Origin of the sequence: Neorhizobium puerariae, assembly GCF_042429745.1 — a bacterium.
In the GTDB taxonomy this organism is placed as follows: Bacteria; Pseudomonadota; Alphaproteobacteria; order Rhizobiales; family Rhizobiaceae; genus Neorhizobium; species Neorhizobium puerariae.
The window spans coordinates 26149-46927 of sequence record NZ_JBHMAA010000029.1 but is presented as its reverse complement, the minus strand read 5'-3'; the positions used below and the strand labels follow the sequence as shown (position 1 = coordinate 46927).

At 61.9% G+C, this 20779-nt stretch carries 15 protein-coding genes; 14 read left to right on the top strand and 1 reads right to left on the bottom strand.

What is annotated here, in order from left to right; genetic code table 11:
* Nucleotides 1-9 precede the first annotated feature (9 nt).
* From ACFFP0_RS23710 to ACFFP0_RS23690, 5 genes are all read left to right on the top strand, one after another.
* Entirely contained in the window at nucleotides 10-1722 is a 1713-nt protein-coding gene (locus ACFFP0_RS23710) for a DAHL domain-containing sensor histidine kinase (RefSeq protein WP_377264685.1), read from the top strand.
* Nucleotides 1723-1806: 84 nt separating this feature from the next.
* A complete protein-coding gene (locus tag ACFFP0_RS23705) occupies nucleotides 1807-2727 on the top strand; it encodes a response regulator (protein ID WP_377264684.1) in 921 nt (306 codons plus the stop codon).
* Nucleotides 2728-3175: 448 nt separating this feature from the next.
* Nucleotides 3176-4819, top strand: a complete 1644-nt coding sequence (locus ACFFP0_RS23700; protein ID WP_377264683.1) for a hypothetical protein — start codon at nucleotides 3176-3178, stop codon at nucleotides 4817-4819.
* A gap of 296 nt (nucleotides 4820-5115) precedes the next feature.
* The gene (locus ACFFP0_RS23695) at nucleotides 5116-5754 is read left to right on the top strand and encodes an outer membrane protein (protein ID WP_377264682.1); all 639 of its coding nucleotides are present in this window, start codon (nucleotides 5116-5118) and stop codon (nucleotides 5752-5754) included.
* A 916-nt stretch (nucleotides 5755-6670) separates the two neighbouring features.
* Nucleotides 6671-7840: a hypothetical protein gene (locus ACFFP0_RS23690; RefSeq protein WP_377264681.1), complete on the top strand. Its 1170-nt coding sequence runs from the start codon at nucleotides 6671-6673 to the stop codon at nucleotides 7838-7840.
* 293 nt (nucleotides 7841-8133) lie between these two features.
* On the opposite strand, the gene ACFFP0_RS23685 is transcribed toward ACFFP0_RS23690, so the two are convergent.
* The gene (locus tag ACFFP0_RS23685) at nucleotides 8134-8637 is read right to left on the bottom strand and encodes a hypothetical protein (protein WP_377264680.1); all 504 of its coding nucleotides are present in this window, start codon (nucleotides 8635-8637) and stop codon (nucleotides 8134-8136) included.
* A 558-nt stretch (nucleotides 8638-9195) separates the two neighbouring features.
* Between ACFFP0_RS23685 and ACFFP0_RS23680 the strand changes: the two genes are divergently transcribed.
* The 9 genes from ACFFP0_RS23680 (at nucleotide 9196) to ACFFP0_RS23640 (ending at nucleotide 20770) form a co-directional block, all read left to right on the top strand.
* Nucleotides 9196-10833, top strand: coding sequence for a hypothetical protein (locus ACFFP0_RS23680; protein ID WP_377264679.1), 1638 nt, complete (start codon nucleotides 9196-9198; stop codon nucleotides 10831-10833).
* A 420-nt stretch (nucleotides 10834-11253) separates the two neighbouring features.
* Nucleotides 11254-12531 carry an ABC transporter substrate-binding protein gene (locus tag ACFFP0_RS23675; protein WP_377264678.1) on the top strand — a complete coding sequence of 426 codons (1278 nt, stop codon included), beginning with the start codon at nucleotides 11254-11256 and terminating at the stop codon, nucleotides 12529-12531.
* Between the two features lie 139 nt (nucleotides 12532-12670).
* Complete coding sequence (locus ACFFP0_RS23670) at nucleotides 12671-13549, top strand: carbohydrate ABC transporter permease (protein ID WP_377264677.1); 879 nt, start codon at nucleotides 12671-12673, stop codon at nucleotides 13547-13549.
* Complete coding sequence (locus tag ACFFP0_RS23665) at nucleotides 13542-14375, top strand: carbohydrate ABC transporter permease (protein WP_377264676.1); 834 nt, start codon at nucleotides 13542-13544, stop codon at nucleotides 14373-14375. The genes ACFFP0_RS23670 and ACFFP0_RS23665 overlap by 8 nt, the downstream gene beginning before the upstream one ends.
* 47 nt (nucleotides 14376-14422) lie before the next feature.
* Complete coding sequence (locus ACFFP0_RS23660) at nucleotides 14423-15781, top strand: phosphodiester glycosidase family protein (RefSeq protein ID WP_377264675.1); 1359 nt, start codon at nucleotides 14423-14425, stop codon at nucleotides 15779-15781.
* 4 nt (nucleotides 15782-15785) lie between these two features.
* The gene (locus tag ACFFP0_RS23655) at nucleotides 15786-16904 is read left to right on the top strand and encodes an ROK family transcriptional regulator (protein ID WP_377264674.1); all 1119 of its coding nucleotides are present in this window, start codon (nucleotides 15786-15788) and stop codon (nucleotides 16902-16904) included.
* A gap of 25 nt (nucleotides 16905-16929) precedes the next feature.
* The gene (locus ACFFP0_RS23650) at nucleotides 16930-18006 is read left to right on the top strand and encodes an ABC transporter ATP-binding protein (RefSeq protein ID WP_377264673.1); all 1077 of its coding nucleotides are present in this window, start codon (nucleotides 16930-16932) and stop codon (nucleotides 18004-18006) included.
* 159 nt (nucleotides 18007-18165) lie between these two features.
* On the top strand, nucleotides 18166-19809 hold the full coding sequence (locus ACFFP0_RS23645; RefSeq protein WP_377264672.1) for a Na/Pi cotransporter family protein: 1644 nt from the start codon (nucleotides 18166-18168) through the stop codon (nucleotides 19807-19809).
* A 241-nt stretch (nucleotides 19810-20050) separates the two neighbouring features.
* Complete coding sequence (locus ACFFP0_RS23640) at nucleotides 20051-20770, top strand: response regulator (RefSeq protein ID WP_377264671.1); 720 nt, start codon at nucleotides 20051-20053, stop codon at nucleotides 20768-20770.
* Nucleotides 20771-20779: the final 9 nt, after the last annotated feature.

Here is a 20779-nt window from a genome sequence, read left to right as displayed (position 1 = left end):
GTGAGCGCCTTGACATATCCCACCATCCGAGAGCTGTTCGCCTCCAGGCGGAGCTGGGCGGCCTGCATCGGGCTGATCGTCGCACTGTCGGCCTGTCTGGGCTGGCTGGTCTGGCGCATCCAGACGACGGACCGCTCGGCATCCGATTTCCGCAGCCGCTTCGAGAACATCCGCGCGCTGGACGGGCGCTGGGACAGGGAAATCCTGTCGATCCAGCTCGGCATCGCGCCGAATTACGACGCGGTCACCCAGGCCGCGCGCGACATGAAGATGCGGCTTGCCGCCCTCAAGGAAATGGTGGAGACGCATGCCTCTCTCGCCGGGCTGCAGCCGGCGATCGAGGGATATGCAAACGCCGTGAACGACAAGGCCTGGCTCTCCGAACAGGTGAAGGCGAGCTATGCCATGCTGCGCAACTCCGTCAGCGTCCTGCCGAATGCGATCTCCGACAGCTACCGGGATGCGGATGTGCTGCAGATCCTGCCCGGCATCAACAAGCGCGCCGCCGACCTGATCACCGAAACGATCACCGGCATGGTCAGCTTCACGATTTCGCCGACCCCCCTCTTGCGCGATGCGATCCAGGGCCGGATCGCCACGACCCGCGCCGCAATGCAGCAGATGCCGGCCGACCTTGCCCGGACGGTCGAACGCTTCCTCGTCCAGATCGAGGTGGTGGTCGAGGAAAGGCAGCGGGGAAACCAGCTGATGCTGCAGGTCACCGAGGTTCCCACCGCGGCCGCCGCCGACCGGATACAGGCCCAGCTTGTCGCGCTGGAGAACAGCGACGCCGGCGCGGAGGAACGCCTGTGGAATTTCGCGCTCCTGGTCTCCGCGCTGATCGTCCTCAGTTTCGCAGCCTTCGTGTTCGCCCTGCGCAGCCGTTTCGCGCAGCTCGACAACGACAACCGCATGCTCATCCAGGCCAACCAGGATGTCGAGGAGCAGCTGATGCAGTCGGCCAAGCTCTCCGCGCTTGGCCAGATGGTCGCGGGCATCACGCACGAGATCAATACGCCGCTCGCCTATGTCAAAGCCGTATTCGAGCTGATCAAGGAGCGCGTCCTGTCCGAGTTCGACAACAAGCAGGCGGACGAAGAAAGCAGGGGAACGCACGACGAACTCGAAGTGCTGCTCAATGACGGGCTGCACGGCCTGGAGGAGATGGCGACCCTCGTCAGGACGATGAAGAACTTCAGCCGCCTCGACAAGGGACATATCGAGAGCTTCTCCGTCGAGGAAGGCATTGAGAGCGCACTCCTGATCGCCCGCCCGCAGCTCAAATACGTGGCCGACGTGAAGCGCGAGTTCGACGGCGTGCCGTCGATCATGGGCTCGCCGTCGCAGCTCCGCCAGGTCATCCTCAATCTCATCGTCAATGCCGTCGATGCGATGAGCACCCTCGACCGGCGCGGCACCCTGACGCTGCGCACGCGGCTCACTTCGTCGGATACGGTCCAGATCGACGTTGCCGACAACGGGCCGGGCATTCCCGAAGATGTCCTGGCGCGCATCTTCGACCCCTTCTTCACCACCAAGCCGGTTGGCGAAGGAACGGGAATGGGCCTGCCGATCTGCTACCGCATCATCGAAAACCATGGCGGCACCATCACGGTCAATTCCAAGCCCGGGCGGGGCACGGTCTTCACGATCACCCTGCCGCGCCAGGACGAAAAATCGCCAGCCCTGCCCCGGCAGATAAATCCGCCCGCCGCAGCGTGAACCCACAACGACCATCCAAGCGCGGTGCGAGCCTGCAGTGGCGATCGCCGTCAACAAAACGATCCAACCAGAGGTGTAGACGATATGAACGATAAACCCGTACTCCTGTTCGTCGATGACGAAGAGCGGATCGTTCGCCTGCTCAAGATCATGTTCCGCGGCCAGTACGAGGTCTACACCGCCCTCAGCGCGCGGGAGGCCCTGGACATCATGGAAACGGTCTCCGTGGACGTGATCGCCAGCGACCAGAGAATGCCCGAAACGACGGGAATCCAGCTTCTCGCACAGGTCCGGGAGCGCTGGCCGGCAACCGTCAGGCTTCTTCTGACCGGATACAGCGACCTCGTCGCCATCATCGGCGCCGTCAACGAGGGCGAAGTGTTCCGCTTCCTCAACAAACCGTGGAACCAGTCCGAGCTCCGCGCGGTCGTCGCCGAGGCGGTCGAAACGGCACGCAGCGCCAGGGCCACGCGCCAGGTGATCGAGCCCGTATGGCAGGGGAACACGGAGGGAAGCCAGTTTTCGATCGCTTCGCAGCTCCTTGCGATCGAAGGCTGCGACGCCGACCGGCAGGAGCTTGTCGAGATGTTCACCTACGACTACCGCATCCATTCCGCGTCAAGTCTCAAGGAGGCGATCCAGGTCCTCATCCAGGAACAGGTGGGCGTGATCGTGACCAATGCGGAGGTGGACGGGATGGACATCACCGACCTGCTCGCGGAGGTCGCCCGCATCGACCCCGCGATCACCGTGGTGGTGATGACGGCCTCGCCGCAGAGCGACACGATCATCAAGCTGATCAACAGCGGCCGCATCTACCGGTTCGCCATCAAGCCGCTCAGTCCCAACCTCTTCAGGCTGGCGGTGAATGCGGCGATGCGCGAACACCATCGCCGGCTCGCCGATCCCCGCGTCGTCCGGCGCCGCATGCAACGGGAGGGCGGCAATGACGAAATCTATTCGAGCTTCGTCGAAAGCCTCGGACGCTTCACCGAGGTCCACTGACGGCCGGAACGGAGCCGTCCCGGTCCCGTTTCGACAGCCCCGGACAGATTGTCCGGGGCTGTTTCCATTACAACTGTAGCCGTAAATCGGTTACGGCAGGCCATTCCCGCCATTATCCTTCGCTGATGGTCAAAGCGAACAGGACCGGGTGATGCGTGGCGCGAAAGACCGGCGGCGCCCCGGATGTTTCCGGAAACATTTATGGTGACATCGCACCATGGACAGAAAACTCCCACCGTCGAAGCCCGGCAACCTCCGAAAACGCGGAGGCCCCGATGGTGACGAGCCCCCCGGTGTCAAGCGCCTTCGCCGGTCAACCGCCGCGCCGCATGGTTCCAAAGCCCCGACGCCGGCGCCCGTAGCCCCGACCGATGAAGAGAGCACCCAGAGTTCGCTCGAATACGCAGCGCCGACCCCACTCCATCCGCCCAGGCCAGAACAGCGCCTGGTGCGATACGACCCCTATGGGCGTCCCGGCAAGCAGTCGATCTTTTACAAGCAGACGCCGGAAGAGCCCGCGGTAGACTGGCCGAACCGGCACGATGCCGAATATTTCGCATCGATAGCCGTCCGCGAATTCCACATCGTCCTCGATCGCGAAACGCTTTCCTATGACCGGCCCAGACTTTACGGAACGCCCGTCTTCAAGTTCAACATGGGGCGCGCGATGAACGAGGCCGACCTGCAGGTTGCCCTTGTCCCGCGGGGCAGCGACGAGACCTACGAGCTGAACGCGCCGGCACAAAACAATGCCCTTGCTTCCATGCGCATGATGGTGCGTCACAAACCGGGCAAGTTCGTCTGGGTTCGCCCCGAGAGGGAGAAAGTCGACAACCTCGAATTCTGGATCGCAAAATGCGGCCGGGAGAATGTCTTTCTGAAAGATCCCGACGGCAGGTTTCTCACTCCGGACGGGTACGACAGGCTACATAGCTCAAAATACGTCAGGAACGCCGCCGAGCAGGCCTATACGACGTTCACGGAACGCCCCGCCCGAGACGACATTCCCAAGGTCCTCGTCCAGATCAACAGGGATCTGTTCGTCAGCCACGAGCATTTTGCCAGGATCGTGCACGCCCGGCACCCTTTCAACCACACACGCGGGTTTGACGAGGAGTTGCGAAATCGCCATGTCCTGATCCTGGCGATGAACGGCAAATCCTATTTCTCGGCGGGCACGACGCGCCTCAACAACCCGCATCATTTTCACAATATCGTCGTCGCCCATCACCTCAATCCGGAGATCGCGGATCGTCCGCCTCCCCATCACGGCAGCGTGCCTGCCTTTCTGGTCCGCCGCGACCGCCATACGTTCATCAGCGGCGAGGCGATGAGACCGGTGATCGCCGCCCGCGGGGAACGGCTCGATCAGATCGTGCCGGAAGCGGACATCTTCGCCCGCAAGGGGGATAGCGGCGGCAAGGCCGGCAACTACACCGAGCTGCCCTCCTTCAGGGGCAGCCAATACAACAATCTGTCCCAGGAGCAGGCCGCCGCCATAACCGGAAATCCGGGATCGGGGGAAAATCCACGCCCGCCGGGCGACGCGGGAAGGCGGCGGGTCCGGCCGCTGCAGCCGTCCGTTTCATACCTGGTCGAAACGAACGATCTCGCCGCACTCGATGGCCTCCACGATCTTATGATGGCGAACGCGAACATTCCGGACCATGACGCCCCTTCCATCCCGGAGAGGTTTCGCGACCCGTCGCCGGCGGACAGCCTTGCGGACCGGCGGGAGACGCCCCGGGACACGGCCTCCTGGCGGGCCGCCGTGGCGGACAAGCGGGACGAACTCGACGCGTATGCGGTCAGCCGGCGGCCGGAAGACGAGTTTTGTTCGCGCTCCCGCCTGGAACTGGAGAAGACGTCGCCCCCGACGCGCCGCAATCTCGAACGCCTGCAACGGCAGCTCGAAAACGAAACGCCCGGCGACACCGGACAGGATCGCCCCGGGACCTTACGGGCGGCGCAGGACCATTCCGCACCCCGGCCCCCGCCAGTCGCCGGCCCGCACCGCCCCTCAGGCACGGAGGGCGCCACACAGCGGCGTAACGCGCTGGTCAACCAGCGGCCGCCGGAACGCGGCCGCTGACGGCCGGAAGCCGGCCCGCGAGGGGCGGCCATATCCTGCCGCAGCCGGCGGTTCCCTGCCGCGACGGATGCTCCTCGCGCCATCCTTCCTCGTCGCGCCCGGCGCTCACAGGCAAGAACAGGCCCGCCATCCCGGGCAACGGCCGCGCCGGGACCCGGAGCATTCCGGCAACATCCGTGGCCATCGGCCGTATTGCAAGGGCTCCACTACAAATGCAACGCACTTTGGATTGATGGAATACGCGGGATGTAGTCATCCTGAAATTGTTCAATTTATGTTTATTTCAGAAGGCAAAGATGAAAAAATCAATCCCTATCGCAATTATCGCCACGGCTTTGTCTTTTACTTGCGGACATGCCGCGGACCTGCCGGAATCGCCCCCGTTCATCCTGACCCCGCCTGTCGACGATACGCCGCCCGAGCGCGGCTGGGATGGCTCCTATGCCGGCCTGCATCTCGGCTTCAGCCAGCTGGAGGGCGTCTTTACGGAACGCTGCGCCTGCGAAACGACGGCCGAGACCTCGGACAGGCGAGCCGGATTGTTCGCAGGCCACAACTGGCGGCTGGCAAACCGGTCGTGGATCGGCATCGAAGGCGACATCAACTACGACTGGAATGAGATCGATCTCTACGGGGCGCATGTGGGCACCGATCTTTCGGGGTCCGTGCGCATGCGCCTCGGCGAAGAGATCGGCAACGTCCTGGTCTACGCCGCCGCCGGATGGACGGCGGCGAACCTCTATGTCGAGAACCCCGACGACACCGCCTTCGCCCACGGATGGACGCTGGGGGTGGGCATCGACTGGGCCGTCAGCGACACGACCTTCCTGCGCGCCGAATACCGCTACAACGATTATTCGCCCGCGACACTGTCCGGCGTCGAGGTCGATTTCGACCAGGACGTCTTCAGCATCGGTATCGCTCACAGGTTCTGAGCGGCCCCGGATCGCATAGTCCGGACGGGCTATGCGATCCTATGGCCTTGCGCCGCCACGCCGGCTGCAACCACGCCCTTCCAGGCTTCCGGACAACGGGCCCGCAGTCGCCGGAGCGACAGGGCAGACAACGCTTCTTCTCCCGATCGGGGTATTATCCTTCACATGCCGGGTGCGTCGGACGACCATCCGAATGCACATCCTGCTCGCGAGCGTAGAGACACAAATTTTTCCACATACAATCGCATCAACACATATACCGACAATCCATTAAATAGACTTATGGACTTATGGACTTATGGACTTATGGACTTATGGACTTATGGACTTATGGACTTATGGACTTATGGACTTATGGACTTATGGACTTAAAAATAAATATCAAACCCTTAAAACAACTTATTTATACAATGAACAATGTTTTATGTACAGAAACGCGTGAACCAACATACAAAGATACATTACACATCCATATATCCTGCCATCGATACCCCACTTTCCAAGACGCTAGTCCAAATCCGGAAGCCCAGTCGCCGCTAACCCGAAACGGCATGTGATCCGCACGGCGGTTTCCTGATCCGGAATGTATTGCGAATACGAGATGTGGCCATGGCGCGTGATCCACCCGGCTGACGCACGCCCTGTTTCGGCACCCCTGCACCTGCAGATACGAGCTTACGTGGCCCACCATGCATGCAGGCAACCGCCGATCCTCATTTCGGTCTCGCCGAAAAATCGCGCAAACCTGCTCAGCCGACCTTGCACTGCCCCCTCGCTTGGCGTCAGCGGTCGATCACCAGAGCTGCCGCGAGCATAAATATCCGGGCATTTCCTTCGAAAGACAGTCCATCGACACTCACAGTCCCATCAATCCAAAGCACCCATCATCATTCCTCCGAACTCCACTCCCGACGCGATGTCTTCCGCATTTGCCCCCACCACGCACGACAGCCTGCTCGTCAATGAGCTGTCTGAAGGCATCACCCACTATCGCTTTCAGCGCACCGACGGCTGGGACACCGCCCACCCGGCCAATTCCGAAGCCCACGCCATCCTTTCCCTCATGAAGGACGATGGCGCCTTCACCGTCGTTCGCATCGCCAACGCCCGGACAAGCACCATCAGCCCTTCCAGCGGCGTTGATATTTCCCTGCGGATCGTCCGCGATCTGAAAGGGCCCTTCGTGGCCATCAACGGTGGCTTTTTCATCCATCTCACCAAGCTCTTCCGCGCCGCGGACGGTTCCCTCCTTCCCGATGACAAGGTCACGCAGACCGTCGGCCCCTCCAGCGCAACCGAGCAGTCCGGAAAGTATGTGAAGGTTCATCCAGCCTATGCGGACCTTCTGAAGAAACGCGAGATGACCGACAATTCCTTCTTCGTCACCGGTCCCTCCCTGGGGCAGCCACTGTTGATCGAGCCGCCCACCTTCGACCAGCTCAACGGCCCGGCCGGCCGCTTCAACTATTTCGCGATCGGGCCCGACGGCAACAAGATCGAGAGCCCCGTTTGGGCTTCCCTGGGCGAATGGGACAAGCAACGCCTGAAGAACGATGCGAACCCCAACTTCCAGGCCGCGACAACGATGCGCACGCACATTGAGGATGACTACCTGGTCGAGGCCATGAAGAAATGGACGCTGCTCCCCTCAGGCGAGTGGGGTTTGGCCAGATCCCCTCCCGCCAATGAATTCGTCAAATCCTTCTGGGCGCAGGTTCCCGGCAACCTTTCCCACGTCACCGAGCCCAACGAGCGCGCCGGTGTCTTCCGAGGCCAGGACGCCTGGTACTTCTTCGCCTATAACTCCCTGCGGGCCAAGGGCCTCACCATGAACGAATTCGGCACGCTCACCAAGAAATTCGTCGCCCTCTCCGGGAATGTCATTGCAACCGACGACGACATCTGGGCGAATGACGGAGGCCCTTCCATCTGCATCATGCACGTCGATGCTCATGGCGCTACCCGCCTGCTCGCCCAAGGCGGTCTCCTGGAACAGAGCGCTAACATTCCGGTGGACCCGGACACCATGCGCAAGCTGCCCAACATGATCGCTGCCTGGGCCCAGGGTGTCGAGGAGGAAGCCTAAGTGGAGGTTCGGATCGTTTTGCCGGGATTGTGCGGGATTGTGTTTTGAAGGTTCAACACCTTGAGCTTGGTTGGCGGCTTCAACTCCGCCCTTTAGTTTCCAGATAGTCGCCTGAATTGAATTGATCATTGATTGAGAAAATCGTCATTCGCATGTGAAAACAACTAAAAATTGCATTTGCGCGATGTGGAAAAATAGACATCCCAAAAACTGAAATTCATTTCGACTATCTCCCTATCGACCGAAACGAACTATCTTCCGCCCTCCCCCTTTCCAAGCCCGGTCCTCCACCATCATCCCCTGGTCGCCTCCTCGTACGAAGGGGGGGGCTCAGAGGAAGGTCCGTCATTGTGGTGCTCGATGATAACCATCATGAACTCCTGGGGCTGAGCTGCATTTGCTGCGGTCGCTGCGAGTTGACGCTGCCGGGCTGCTTCCCGCCTGCTCTCCTCTCGCTCGTATTCCAGAAGGATGCTCCTCGCAGTTTGCAATCGATCCGCTTTCTGCGCGGCCAGCATCCTGGAGTACGGCTTGTCGTCAGACGAGGCAGATGCATCGAGTTGCTGGAACACGGCCAGCTCGTCTTCGAGTTTCTGAACTGCTTTTCGCGCAGCGTCGAACGCGATCGCCCAGTTCGGGTCTGACAGGCATTCGTTCGGGACCGATGCAACAAACCGCCTGGCGCCGGGCTGTCGCGTGATGTCGGAGGTCATGATGCAGTTGAGAATGGATGAATTCTTGAGAATGCGTGTCGGTGATGTGGAGGGATTGATTGATCTGGCGAACCAATATCGCATGGGCTTCTTCGGCGCCTTTTCAAGCGGATATCGGCAGGCTCTCGGGCACTGCGAAAGCCCGTTCCCAAAATATCGTCCTACTGGCGCGTAGCATCGTACGACCCCGTCGTACGATTACCCCGCGCGGAAAGATTGCCGCTCCAGCCATCAGCCAATCGCCTGGCTCGAAGAAGGCACGCGGTCCACGCAGGCGCCCGGTGAAACCCGATGCTGACCGGCTGACCAGGTATCGGCCCGAATGTCTGCAGATACGAGCCTACGTGTCCAGACCCATTGGCCCGCCGGCCGCCGATCCTCATTTCCGCACGTCCGAAAATGCCGCAGACACCTGCTCAGCTGAGCATCCGCTCCACCGACGGATACGAGGTGCATGCACTGCGCCTCCGCGCGGGTTAACCCGGCTAGCGTCGGGCATGGCCCTCCCCGGCAATCCCCGTCGGAGGCACGGGAAGCATAAAAGGCGGCGGGTTCCCCGACATTGGCCTTTCGATCAACCAGAAAACCAACAGATCATCAGACCAAAGCGACTTCAATCATCATCCAGCAACTCCCTTCACCATGGCTTCGCCCGCTTCCACCGTCCAAGGCACGCTCCAGAAAGTCTGCGACTTCTTCTACCGCAACGCCTTCCTCAAGACCAACGCCGTCCAGAACATCCGCCAGGGGCAGAGCCATGATGTCTACAAGATGCTGTGCGCCTATCTCGCCCATCACGAGACGGGTCTCGATCTCCCCCCGGAGATCGTCGAGGCGGCCAGCAACCTGACGCCCGAGCAAAAGGAGGGCATCGAGGCGCTCGGCCTGCTCGCCAGGGAGTGCAGGGACATCGAGCGTGCGATCGAGGAGGAATGGGCGGCTCTTCCCAAGGCCGCCAAGGACCACATCAGGTCCAACGCGGGCAAGACCCGAGGCAGAATTCAGGCCTTCAAGGATGGCATGCCCTTGTGGCAGAGCCTCATGATGGGCACCATGACCGGCGGGGCGATCGCCTGGGATGTCTGGTCCGTCAGCAATGTTCCGGACAGCTCCCTCTTCCCGCGGGTCGTTCCCTTCTCGGTCGGAACCGTTCCCCTGACGATCGGTTTCCTGATCTCTCCCGGAGCCAACTGGCGGCAGTTTTTCGACGCCATCTTCCAGGACAGGGTCTTCCTGGGGGTCAGCCAGCGCATCAATCTCACCACCGGCATCCATCACGACGACTTCTACCAGGACAAATCGCGCTACATCACCTCGGTCGGCGTGTCGTCCGTCCTGCTGATGCTTGCGTTCAACCTGCCCCAGAAGATCATCGCCATCAAGCAGAACATGGATGTGAACAAGGCCGGGAAGATGCCTGCGCCCGAGGATGAAGCCTCCGAACTGCTGGCGATCCGGGACGCCATGATCACGCAGTCCGAGCGCCTGAACCGATATCAGAAGTCCCTGAAGGATTTGGCGAACCGGTTCGTCCTCTCGCAGGGAACGGACGATGCCCTGACACGGATCAGCGGCAAGGCCCACAGGACCTCGGAGCTTCTGAGCCGGGCCGCGGGTCAGCACATCGCCGAAAAACAACCCGATTTCCTGAAAAAGTCCCAGATCGTGGGCCTGTGGGATATCATCCTGGGCTTCATGTTCTACGCGGCAAGGGAGAATGATGCACAGATCGGCGCGCTCATTCCCTACACGTCGTTCGCCAAGATGAGGATGCTCGAAGTCCTCTTCAGGCAAACCCAGAACCTGCAGGACATGATCAATCTCTTCGCCCGCTCCGGCGCGCTGGCGCTTCTCCAGCTCGCATCGATTTCGGCCGTCCTGCAAAAGAAGGGCTCCCGCGCGTTTGACGACGTCAAGCTCAAGGCCGGCATCACGGCGGCCCTTTCCACCGTCAATCTCACGGTCATCCAGTATGGCCCCGCCATCATGTTCGCTCTCCAGGATGCAGGCCCGGCATTCGTACGCTTCGCCCGGAAGAAGTGGCAGGACATGGAGGCATCGCGTGACGGCGAGTTCCACGATGCCGTGGAATATCTGGAGGGCGAACAATCGGAGGAGGACGAGGTCTACCACGATGCGCTCGAGATCCTCCTGGGCCCGGACCCCGCCGGCGAGACCGAGAGTTCCGAGCCCGACGAGTTCTTCGACGCCCGCTCCACCTGGGACGCAGTGATCGACATCATGGACGATACGGACCGCGCCCTTGGGTCGACGGCCTAGTGCGGGGATGAGTTTGCGGAGGATAGGAGGATAGGAGGATAGGAGGATAGGAGGATAGGAGGTGTTTCCCGGGTCCTTTCAACAAGGGCAACCCGGCTGCGGGGATCGCCGGACCAATCAACTGGCCGGTGTCGGAAATGGTTTCGAGCAGTTTGTATTTAGGTATTCCAGAATGATTTCAATCAAGTCCGTCTTTCACTCAAGCGCAGCGCCACCGAGAAATGTGATCTGAACCAAACTGACTACAGGTGCATATATCCTGCCATCCCACCGTCGAAATCCGCTCGCCCGGCGGCCGTGTGGCGGAAACCATCTCCGGCCTGTCGTCATCAGCCTGTTGCAAAACATCACTAGAGACGTTGACATCAATTAATTTCCATGGTGGAAATTAATTGGGAACAATAAAAGGGAGTAAGCTAAATGATTCGCAATGCGACATTCGCCGTGGCGCTCGCCACCACCGCCATGACAAGCCCCGCGTGGGCGGCTGACGTAACCCTGCGGTATATGAGCTTCGATCCTGTCCAGCTGGAGCAGGAAAAGCCGGCCATCGCGGCATTCGAGGCGGCCAATCCGGGCGTCAAGGTTCAGGCCCAGGCCTTGCCGCAGAAGGACTACTGGCCGAACCTGTCGGCACTTGCCGCCTCGGGCAGCCTGCCGGATGTGATGATGATGTCGTCGGGCTACATCCAGCAATGGGTCGAAGCGGGCAACCTCGCGGACCTGACGTCCTTCGCCACATCCCTGAATCTGGCCGGTTACACCGAAAGCGCCGTCGATGTCGCCCGGATAAAGGGGGGATTGTTCGCGGTCCCGCAGAGCTGGCAGGGCCCGGTCCTCTACTACAACCAGGATGCCTTCGACGCCGCCGGCCTGTCCTACCCGACAGGCAATTGGACATGGAAGGACTTCCTGGAAGCTGCGCACAAGCTCACCGTGGACAAGAACGGCGACGGCAATCCCGATCGATGGGGATATTCGGTCTTCGGGCGCTACGCGCAGACGGATGGATGGGTCTACCGCAACGGCGGCCGCTACCTGAATGCCGATGCAACCGCCCTGCAGCCCAATCCGCAGGCGATTTCCGCCCTTTCGTTCCTGACCGACCTCGTCGTGAAGGAAAAGGTCGCCCCGCCGCCCAAGGACATGGAAGGCGTGCGCTTCCAGGACGTTTTCCCCCTCGGCATGGCCGCGATGTGGGTCGACGGTTCCTGGAACATCTCGAACAATCGCACCGTCATCGGCAACAAGTTCCGATGGGGCATCGCCGAAATCCCGCTCGGTCCCGACGCGACGCCGGAAACCGCGCGCGCCTATGCCTGGCCGGACATGCTCGCCGTCGGCGCCACGTCCAAGAACCAGAAGCTCGCGACCGCCTTCATCAAGCACATGACGGACGGCTCGCGCAGCGCCAAGGATTTCCGCGGCGGCAAGGTCCCGGCCTTCAAGGAAATCGCGGAGCGCGAGGAATGGCTTGAGCGGGACCAGCAGCCGGGCAACAAGGAAGTCATCCTCAAGATCGGCCAGCAGCAGCTCTATACCGGCTTCTCCAAGAACTGGGACGCCTGGAGGGGCTACGGAGCCTCCGGCTCGGGCGGCGTGAACGGCGAGCTGGACGAGGTCTTCAACGGGCGCAAGTCCCTGAACGAGGCCGTCAAGAGCTTTGTCGACTACGGCAACAGCGTCCTCAAGCGCTAGAACCCGTCGAATCCACGCATCGTGCTTCCCGAAAACCGCTTCCGGTTTTCGGGCCGATGCTCCAGCAAACGGCACCAACAAACTCCTTGAATTTTTGTTGCTGGGAAAGAGCCTCTCTTTCCCGGCGCAGGAGAGCACCATGCAGAGTAACGCCCGCGCATTCCCCTGGATCGCCCTTTTCTTCCTGCTGCCAACGCTTGTCGGCCTGACGGTTTTCCGCCTGGTGCCGGTGGTGTGGGCGTTCATCATGTCGTTCACGCGGTGGCAAATCTTCGACCAGCCCCGGTGGGTCGGTCTCGACAATTACATCCAGATCCTCACCTCGCCGGCGGCGGCGAAGGTCTTCCTCAACACGGCATGGTTCACCCTTCTCTACGTTCCAGGCGCAATCGCCCTGGCGACGGTCCTGGCCGTCCTGCTGAACAACGCATTGCGGATATCCGCGTTCTTCCGGGGGGCATTCTTCCTCCCCTACATCACCTCAACCGTCGCGGTCGCGCTGGCGTGGCGCTGGATTTTCTCGACCAAGTTCGGAATCCTCAACAACCTCCTGCTCTGGCTCGGCGTTTCCGCGCCGCCGGCATGGCTGGCCGATCCGACCTGGGCGCTTCCGGCCGTGGCGATCGTCGCCATATGGAAGGACAGCGGCTTCTACATGCTACTTCTCCTCGCGGGGCTCCAGACGATCGACCCCTCCGTCTACGAGGCGGCGAAGATAGACGGCGCCAGGAGGATTCGGCAGTTCTTCGAGATCACCATACCGCTTCTGTCCCGCAGCCTGTTCTTCGTGCTGATCATCGCGCTCGTCCGGTCGACCCAGACCTTCGAGCTGACCTACGCCCTGACGGGCGGGGGGCCGAACGGCGCCTCCAGCACCCTCGCCTTCTTCATCTACGAGAATGCGTTCGTGCATTTCCAGATGGGTTATGCCTCGGCCCTCGCATATCTGCTGTGCTTCGTGGTCGGCCTCATCACACTCACCAACTTCTACGTTCGCCGGAGATGGGTCCATGAATAAAAGGTCGCTCCTTGCCGCCCTCTACGGCGTGCTCGCACTCTACGCCCTCATGACATTGTCTCCCTTTCTCTGGATGCTGATCACCTCGTTCAAGGAGCCGGCGGACCTTTTCCGCCTGCCGCCGAGCTTCGTGCCGACGCAGCTCCTGACCGACGCACCCTTCGCGAACTACACGTCGGTGCTCACCGAGAGGGATTTCACGACCTATTTCGTCAATTCGCTGATTGTCTCGACCTCGGCCGCGGTGGGCCAGGTCATCACCTGCGCGATGGCGGGTTATGTCTTCGCGAAGGTCCCGTTTCGCGGGCGGAATTTTCTCTTTGCCGTCGTGCTGGCGACGGCGTTCGTCCCGAACGAGGTGACGATCATCCCGGAATATCTCCTGATGCGGCAGCTTGGATGGATCAACACGTTCCTGCCGTTGATCGTGCCGTCATTCCTCGTCGGATCGTTCGGAACATTCATGCTGCGCGAGTATTTCTCGGCCCTGCCGAACGACTACGCCGAGGCCGGGCGCATGGACGGGGCATCGGCCTTCCGGATCTTCCGGGATATCTATCTCCCGCTTTCCGTGCCGGCGCTCATTTCCGTCTTCGTGGTCGCCTTCATTCACAGCTGGGACGAGCTTCTCCGCCCGATCCTCTACCTGAATTCGCCCGAACTCTACACCGTCCCGCGCGGCCTCATCAGCCTGGTGAGCGAGTTCGACGCCCAGTGGACCTGGTTCATGGCGGGGTCGGTCATTTCCACCCTGCCCCTGGTGGCGATCTACATTCTTGGCCAGCGATACGTCATCCAGGGGTTTGTCGCGGGCGGCGTGAAGTAATGATCGAAATGAAAGGCTCTACCATGCAATCTATCAGAAAAGAGACCGTGACCCTTGCTTCCGGACTTAAGGCAAATATTGCGGTCGTTCACGTCGAGCGATTCCAGGTAGAGCCATTCAACGACTCGCCGCCGGGCGAGGCCGTCGCATCGATCGAAGCAGCCCTGGCGTCGGCGAGGCTCGGCGCGCCGACCTACCAGGTTCCGCCCCCGGAACGCCGCGCCGGAGAAGACAAGAGCGTGGTGGAGCTTCAGGGAAAAAAGATGGAGCTTTGGGCCGCCCGCTCGGCGGCCATGGCGCAGCAATATGAGAAGGCCGGGGCGTCCGCCTGCGAACTCTGGAGCGACAGACGAAGCTCCGCGCCCTCGAAATACCCCGTCCCGGTTGCCTATACCGACTACATGCGCTTGCGCAGCGCCGGTCTCGCCAGGGATGAGATCTTCTCGAACGCCAATTACTTCCTTTTCGAGCCCAGGGAGCTCGATACCCATTTCGAAGCGTATGGCGACCCCGTGGGGATGGTCGCGGCGGCGGGCGTGATCCGGTACCCTCCCCAGGTTCCCAGGGCGTGCCTGGTCTTCGACGGCGAGGCGAGCGCGATCAGGAACCTCTGCTTCGCGGATGTCGCCGTGACCCTTCCGGACGGAACCGTTCTTCGTTCCCATGCGTCGGGAGCGTTCCGGGAGGAGCCGGCCGGGCCTATCGCGATCGCCCGTTACTACGGTACGATCGACGGTCTGACGCCGCGGGACGAAAATGCCGTCGAGGTCGCCGTCGTCGGGCGCTTCGCCGTGGCCATGTCCCGGGGCGGCGGCATGCCGGTTCCCAGGACGGGCTGCGTGCTGCGCTTTCCGAATGAGCCCGATCCCGGCCTGCTCGACGCTCTCCGGCAGGGGCGGCCGGTCTCGTATTCCATCGGGAACGGCACGGTCGTGGAGGGTGTGCAGGCCGGTCCGCGGCTCGTGAGAGGCGGCGCCGCGCTGAGCGACGACGCCATCTTCGAAAAGGAAGGGGTCTTCATAGAAGGAGCTTCCGGAGACCTGGTCCAGCCATCGCCCTACAACTGGAAGGCGGACTGGCATGAAACACGCGCCGCAAGGCTCGGCGCCGGCATCGATGCCGGCGGCGGTCTGTTTCTCCTCGCCGTGGAAGGCAAATCCACCTATGCCTCGCGTGACGTGATCGCGCAGGGAGCGACGCTGTTCGATATCGCCGAACTGTTGCAGCGATACGGTGCGATGGAAGGCATGCATCTCGACGGCGGAGGCTCGGTCCAGCTGTTCCGTCCCTTCGGGGGCGCAATCCTCAGACCGGGAAATTTCTGCCGGGGTTATGAAGACGTGGAGGCGGACTATGACCGGCCTCTGCCGTTGGGACTAAGGTTGAAACTGAGAAAAGCGGGCTGATCCTGTGACGTTTCATCGAGAGCTGAACGAGCTTCAACTTCAAACGCTCGAGACCGTGATTTCCGGGGCGGCGCCGAGCCGCTTCGAGCTGTCCCACCAGTTCGGCGTTTCCCCGCAAACCATGACGCGCGCCGTCAAGGGTCTTGTCGACAACGGTTATCTCGATGAACAGGCGGAATCGACCGGAACCCGCGGCCAGCCGTCCAGAAGGCTGATCTTTCGAACGGGAAGCCTGCTCGTCCTCGGCCTGGTGCTGGCAAACGAGCGTCTGGTGGTGACGGTCGAGGACCTGGCCGGCGAGCGCCTCTACAAAAGGGAGGTCGGCGGGGATTTCCGCGAACCGGACCGGACGCTCGACAAGGCGACCGCGATGATCACGGAAGCGTTCGCCGCCGTCGGCGCGACGGAACGTTTCGTCGGCATCGGGATCGCCGCACAGGGTTTCTTCATCGAGAAGGGCCGCCGGGTCGTTTCGATAGGCAATCCCCTCGCATGGTCGCGCGTGGACCTGAAAGCACATTTCGAGACGTGTTTCTCGCTCCCCGTGACCATCCAGAACGACGCCAAGGCAATCGCGGTCGGCACGATCCGCGAGGGTCTGTCGAGGCGGCACAGCCACTATTTCTGCTTCTACCTCGGCGGAGGCGTCGGCGGGGCCCTCGTCCACAACAATGAACTCTATGAAGGGGTCTCGGCCAACGCCGGCGAAATCGGCAACTTCGTTCCGAGGAACGATTTCCGGCCGACGATCGGGAATTTCCTCAAGGTTGCAGATCTCGAAAGGGTCGAGGACTGGAGCCATGACGGAGAGCTTCCTCCCTCCGTCGGCGACTGGTGCAGGCAAGCCGGCGCCTCCCTGACCCCCGCCGCCCAGATGGTCGTCAGGACATACGATGTCGACCGGCTGTTCGTCTGCTCCTATATGCCCGGTCCCATCCTCCAGGCGATCTGCTCGGCCATCCGGCTCGAACCCATCGGCAGCAACCTGCTGAGCCCGGAGGATGCGCGCCGGCTGCTGCGGTGGCCGGTCGTCACCCCGATCAACGAGACCTCGCTCAACCGCGGCGCCTGCGCGCTGGCCGGATATCACTTCCTGCGCAATCCGCGAAACCCGCAATCATAATCCGCACACAAAAAGGGGAATTCCCATGGCACCGATTTCGTTACGCAACATTCGGAAATCCTATGGTGACCATCCGGTCATACACGGGGTGGACCTCGAAATCAGCTCCGGCGAGTTTGTCGTGATCCTGGGGCCTTCCGGATGCGGAAAGTCGACCCTTCTGCGCATGATCGCCGGCCTGGAGGATATCACGTCGGGCGACATGGCGATCGACGGAAGGATCGTCAACCGCCTGGAGCCGCGGGAGCGCGGTTGCGCCATGGTCTTCCAGAACTACGCGCTCTACCCGCACATGACGGTTGCCGCCAACATCGGCTATGCGCTGAAGGTGGCGGGCGTATCGAAGCCCGAGCGCCAGAGGCGTGTCGAGGAAACGGCGAAGATCGTCGGTTTGACCGACTATCTCGGCCGCAAGCCGGCCGCACTGTCCGGCGGCCAGCGGCAGCGGGTGGCGATGGCAAGGGCCATCATCCGCAAGCCGGCCGTGTTCCTGTTCGACGAACCCCTGTCGAATCTCGACGCCAAGCTGAGGGTGGTGATGCGCGCGGAAATCCGGCGGCTGCACCGCCAGCTTGCCGCCACGTCCATTTTCGTCACGCACGACCAGCATGAAGCCATGACGCTGGCTGACCGCATCATCGTGATGAACGGCGGGCGCGTGGAGCAGGTGGGCACGCCTTCCGAAATCTATCACAATCCGGCGACCAGGTTCGTGGCCGGCTTCGTCGGCACTCCGGCGATGAACCTGCTCGAAGGCAGCATCACCGCCGACGGCCGGTTCCGGGACCCCCATGGCACCGACATCAAGGTCCGGCCGGAAGTATCCGGACAATATGCGGAACAGGCGGTCGTCTTCGGCATCCGCGCCGAGTCGGTTCGCCTCGTGGAACCCGGCACTCCCGGCGCGCTGACCGCCTGTGCGGAATTCATCGAGGAGCTCGGATCGACCCGGATCATCCATTCGCTGGTGGGCGACGCCGCGTTCGCGGCGACGGTCTCACAGGACATCCGCGTCGGCCCGGGCGAGCGGCTCGGTTTCGCGTTCGATCCCAAGGACACCCATCTCTATTCCGCCGATTCCGGTTTGCGGATCGCGGCATGAATCTCGAAAGCGCCCGGGGCCGGTGATCGGAACGTTCCGCTTTGCCGCCCGGGCGATGTCGGCCCGAAGGTCGGTTCCGGACGCGCCAGGCGCCGGCAAACACGAGGCGGGTACGGACAGAAACCGGTCGGCGTCCAGTCATTCGCGGAAAGGCGGGTCATGCAGTCCACGATCGTCATGATCAATCTGTGCGGTGCGGTGGCATTGCTTCTCTTCGGCCTTGCCCAGGTCAAGGACGGCACGTCGCGTGCGTTTGGCGCCAGGCTCAGGACCGGTCTCGCAACCGGCACGGCAAGCGGCGCGCGGTCCTTCCTTTCGGGCCTCGCCGCAACCATCGCCCTGCAGAGCTCCACCGCCACGGCGATGATGACCGCGTCCTTCGTCGAGCGCGGTCTGGTCAGGCCCCGCATGGCCCAGCTTGTTCTGCTCGGCGCAAACGTCGGAACCGCGATAACCGCCTGGGTGGTCGCCGCCGGCATCGCGTGGCTGTCTCCCCTGCTGCTGCTGGCCGGCATCGTCCTCTATCGCAACGCCTCGGCGGCGAGACAGGGCGGCGGAGTGGCGTTGATAGGCATCGGGCTGATGCTGCTGTCGCTGCATCTCCTCAGCAACGCCACCGCGCCGATGCGGGAATCCGCGGCGCTGGCAAGCTTCGTCACCCTGCTCGACAATGCCTGGCCCGTGGCGCTCCTGCTTTCCGCGACGATCGCGCTGGTTGCGTCCTCCAGCCTCGCCGCCGTCGTGCTCGTGCTCTCGCTGGCGGCAACCGGTGCGCTGTCACCCGCGCTGATCGTCGTTCTGGTGCTCGGCGCCAACCTTGGCGGCGCCATTCCGCCGGTCATCGCGACATTGGGCGGCTCGGTCGCGGCGCGTCGCGTCGCGCTGGGAAATCTCATCGTCAGGGGGGCGGGCTGCCTGATCGCCCTTCCCCTTGCCGGTTACGGCGCGACCCTGTTCGACCTGCTGCCGTTCGGCCCGGAAAAGCTGCCGGTCGACGCTCATCTCGGCTTCAACATCGCCCTGGCGGCCCTGGCATGGCCCTTTTCGCTTCCGCTTTCCCGGCTGACCGCGGCCCTTCTCCCCGAAGATCCGCAAACGACGGCGGGACCGAGATATCTCGACATGCAGGCGCTCTCCACGCCGGTCGTCGCCCTTGCGGGCGCCACGCGCGAAGTTCTGGGCGTCGGCGACCTGGTCGAGCGCATGCTGCTGCGCGCCTCCGACGCTTTCGAGAGCAACGACCTTTCGAAACTCTCGGAAATCGGGGCGCTGGAAAAGCGGGTGGACGCGCTGCAACAGGAGATAAAGATATATCTCTCAAAGCTTTGCCGTGGAGAACTGAGCGACGACGATGCGAGACATTCGATCACCATCATCGACTATGCGATCAACCTGGAGCACATCGGCGACATCATCGAGAAGGGATTGACCGAGCAGATCGGAAAAAAGGCCTCCCTGGGTCTCCGGTTTTCCGAGGACGGCTACCGCGAGCTGAGGAAGATGTTCGATCTCACCATCGACAACATGCGGGTGGCCCAGACCATATTCGTCACCAGGGATTTCAATCTGGCCAAGCGGATGATGGACCTCAAGGTGGAGGTTCGACGCATGGAGAAGCGCTCGGCCGCGCATCACCTCGAACGATTGCGGAAAGGACGCGCCGACAGCCTGCAGACAAGCTCGCTGCATCTGGACGTGCTGCGCGACCTGAAGCGCATCAATGCCCATCTGGTCTCGGTTGCCCATCCGATCCTGGACGAAAGCGGCCTGCTGTCGGAAAGCAGGCTGCGAAGCACCGGCTAGAGCGGTACGTCAGTGCGGACGCACGCCGCTCCAGCCGTCACCGAAGTGTTACACACAACGTGCAGTTCACGGGCAGATGCCCACACAATATCGCATTTGCCCAAATTTTGCCTCGTTCGACAATTGGTTGTACGTAATATGTTCAACGAAGGCAGGTAGCGCCGGGGAATAAATAGAGTAGTAGCTTCAGATAAATAAGATTTCTGACCGTGGGCGTTTTCACTTCAGAAGGAGATTTGTAATGAAGAATATTCTCATTGTTGATGACGACGCGTCCCTGGGCGCCATGTTGGCTGAATATTTTGCGCAGCACGACTTCGGTGTCAGTGTCGTTGAAGACAGCGCCGGCCTGAAACGCCGATTGATCACCCAGAAACCAGACCTTCTTCTTGTCGACATGAACCTCGGAAACGAGGACGGCATGGACATCGTGCGCGCCCTGACGGAACAGGGCGACGTACCGATCATCATCATGAGCGGCGACCGGCTCAAGGAAGGCGACAAGGTCGAGGGGCTCGAACTCGGCGCCCGGGACTATATCGCCAAGCCCTTCAGCCTGCGCGAGATGCTGGCGCGCGTCAGAAGCGCTTTGCGTTCCGCTCCGCAACGAAACACCGCATCGCTCAAGATCTATCAATTCGACGGGTGGCGCCTCAACATGCGCAACCGGCGCCTGTGCGATCCATCCGGCAACGAGCTGAAGCTGACGACAAGCGAACTGAACCTGCTGGTGGCGCTGCTGGAAGCGCCCGGACAGGTGCTTTCCCGCGAGCAGCTGCTTCGCGCCACACGCGTCCACGACCAGGAGATTTTCGACCGGAGCGTCGACGTCACCATCTTGAGATTACGCCGAAAGCTCTCCCGGAGCGGCGAAGGGCGCGACTATATAAGAACACAGCGCGGCGCCGGCTACTTCATCGACTGCCCGGTCTCGATCGAAAGCAGCATGAGGCTGGTCTGATGAGGAGGT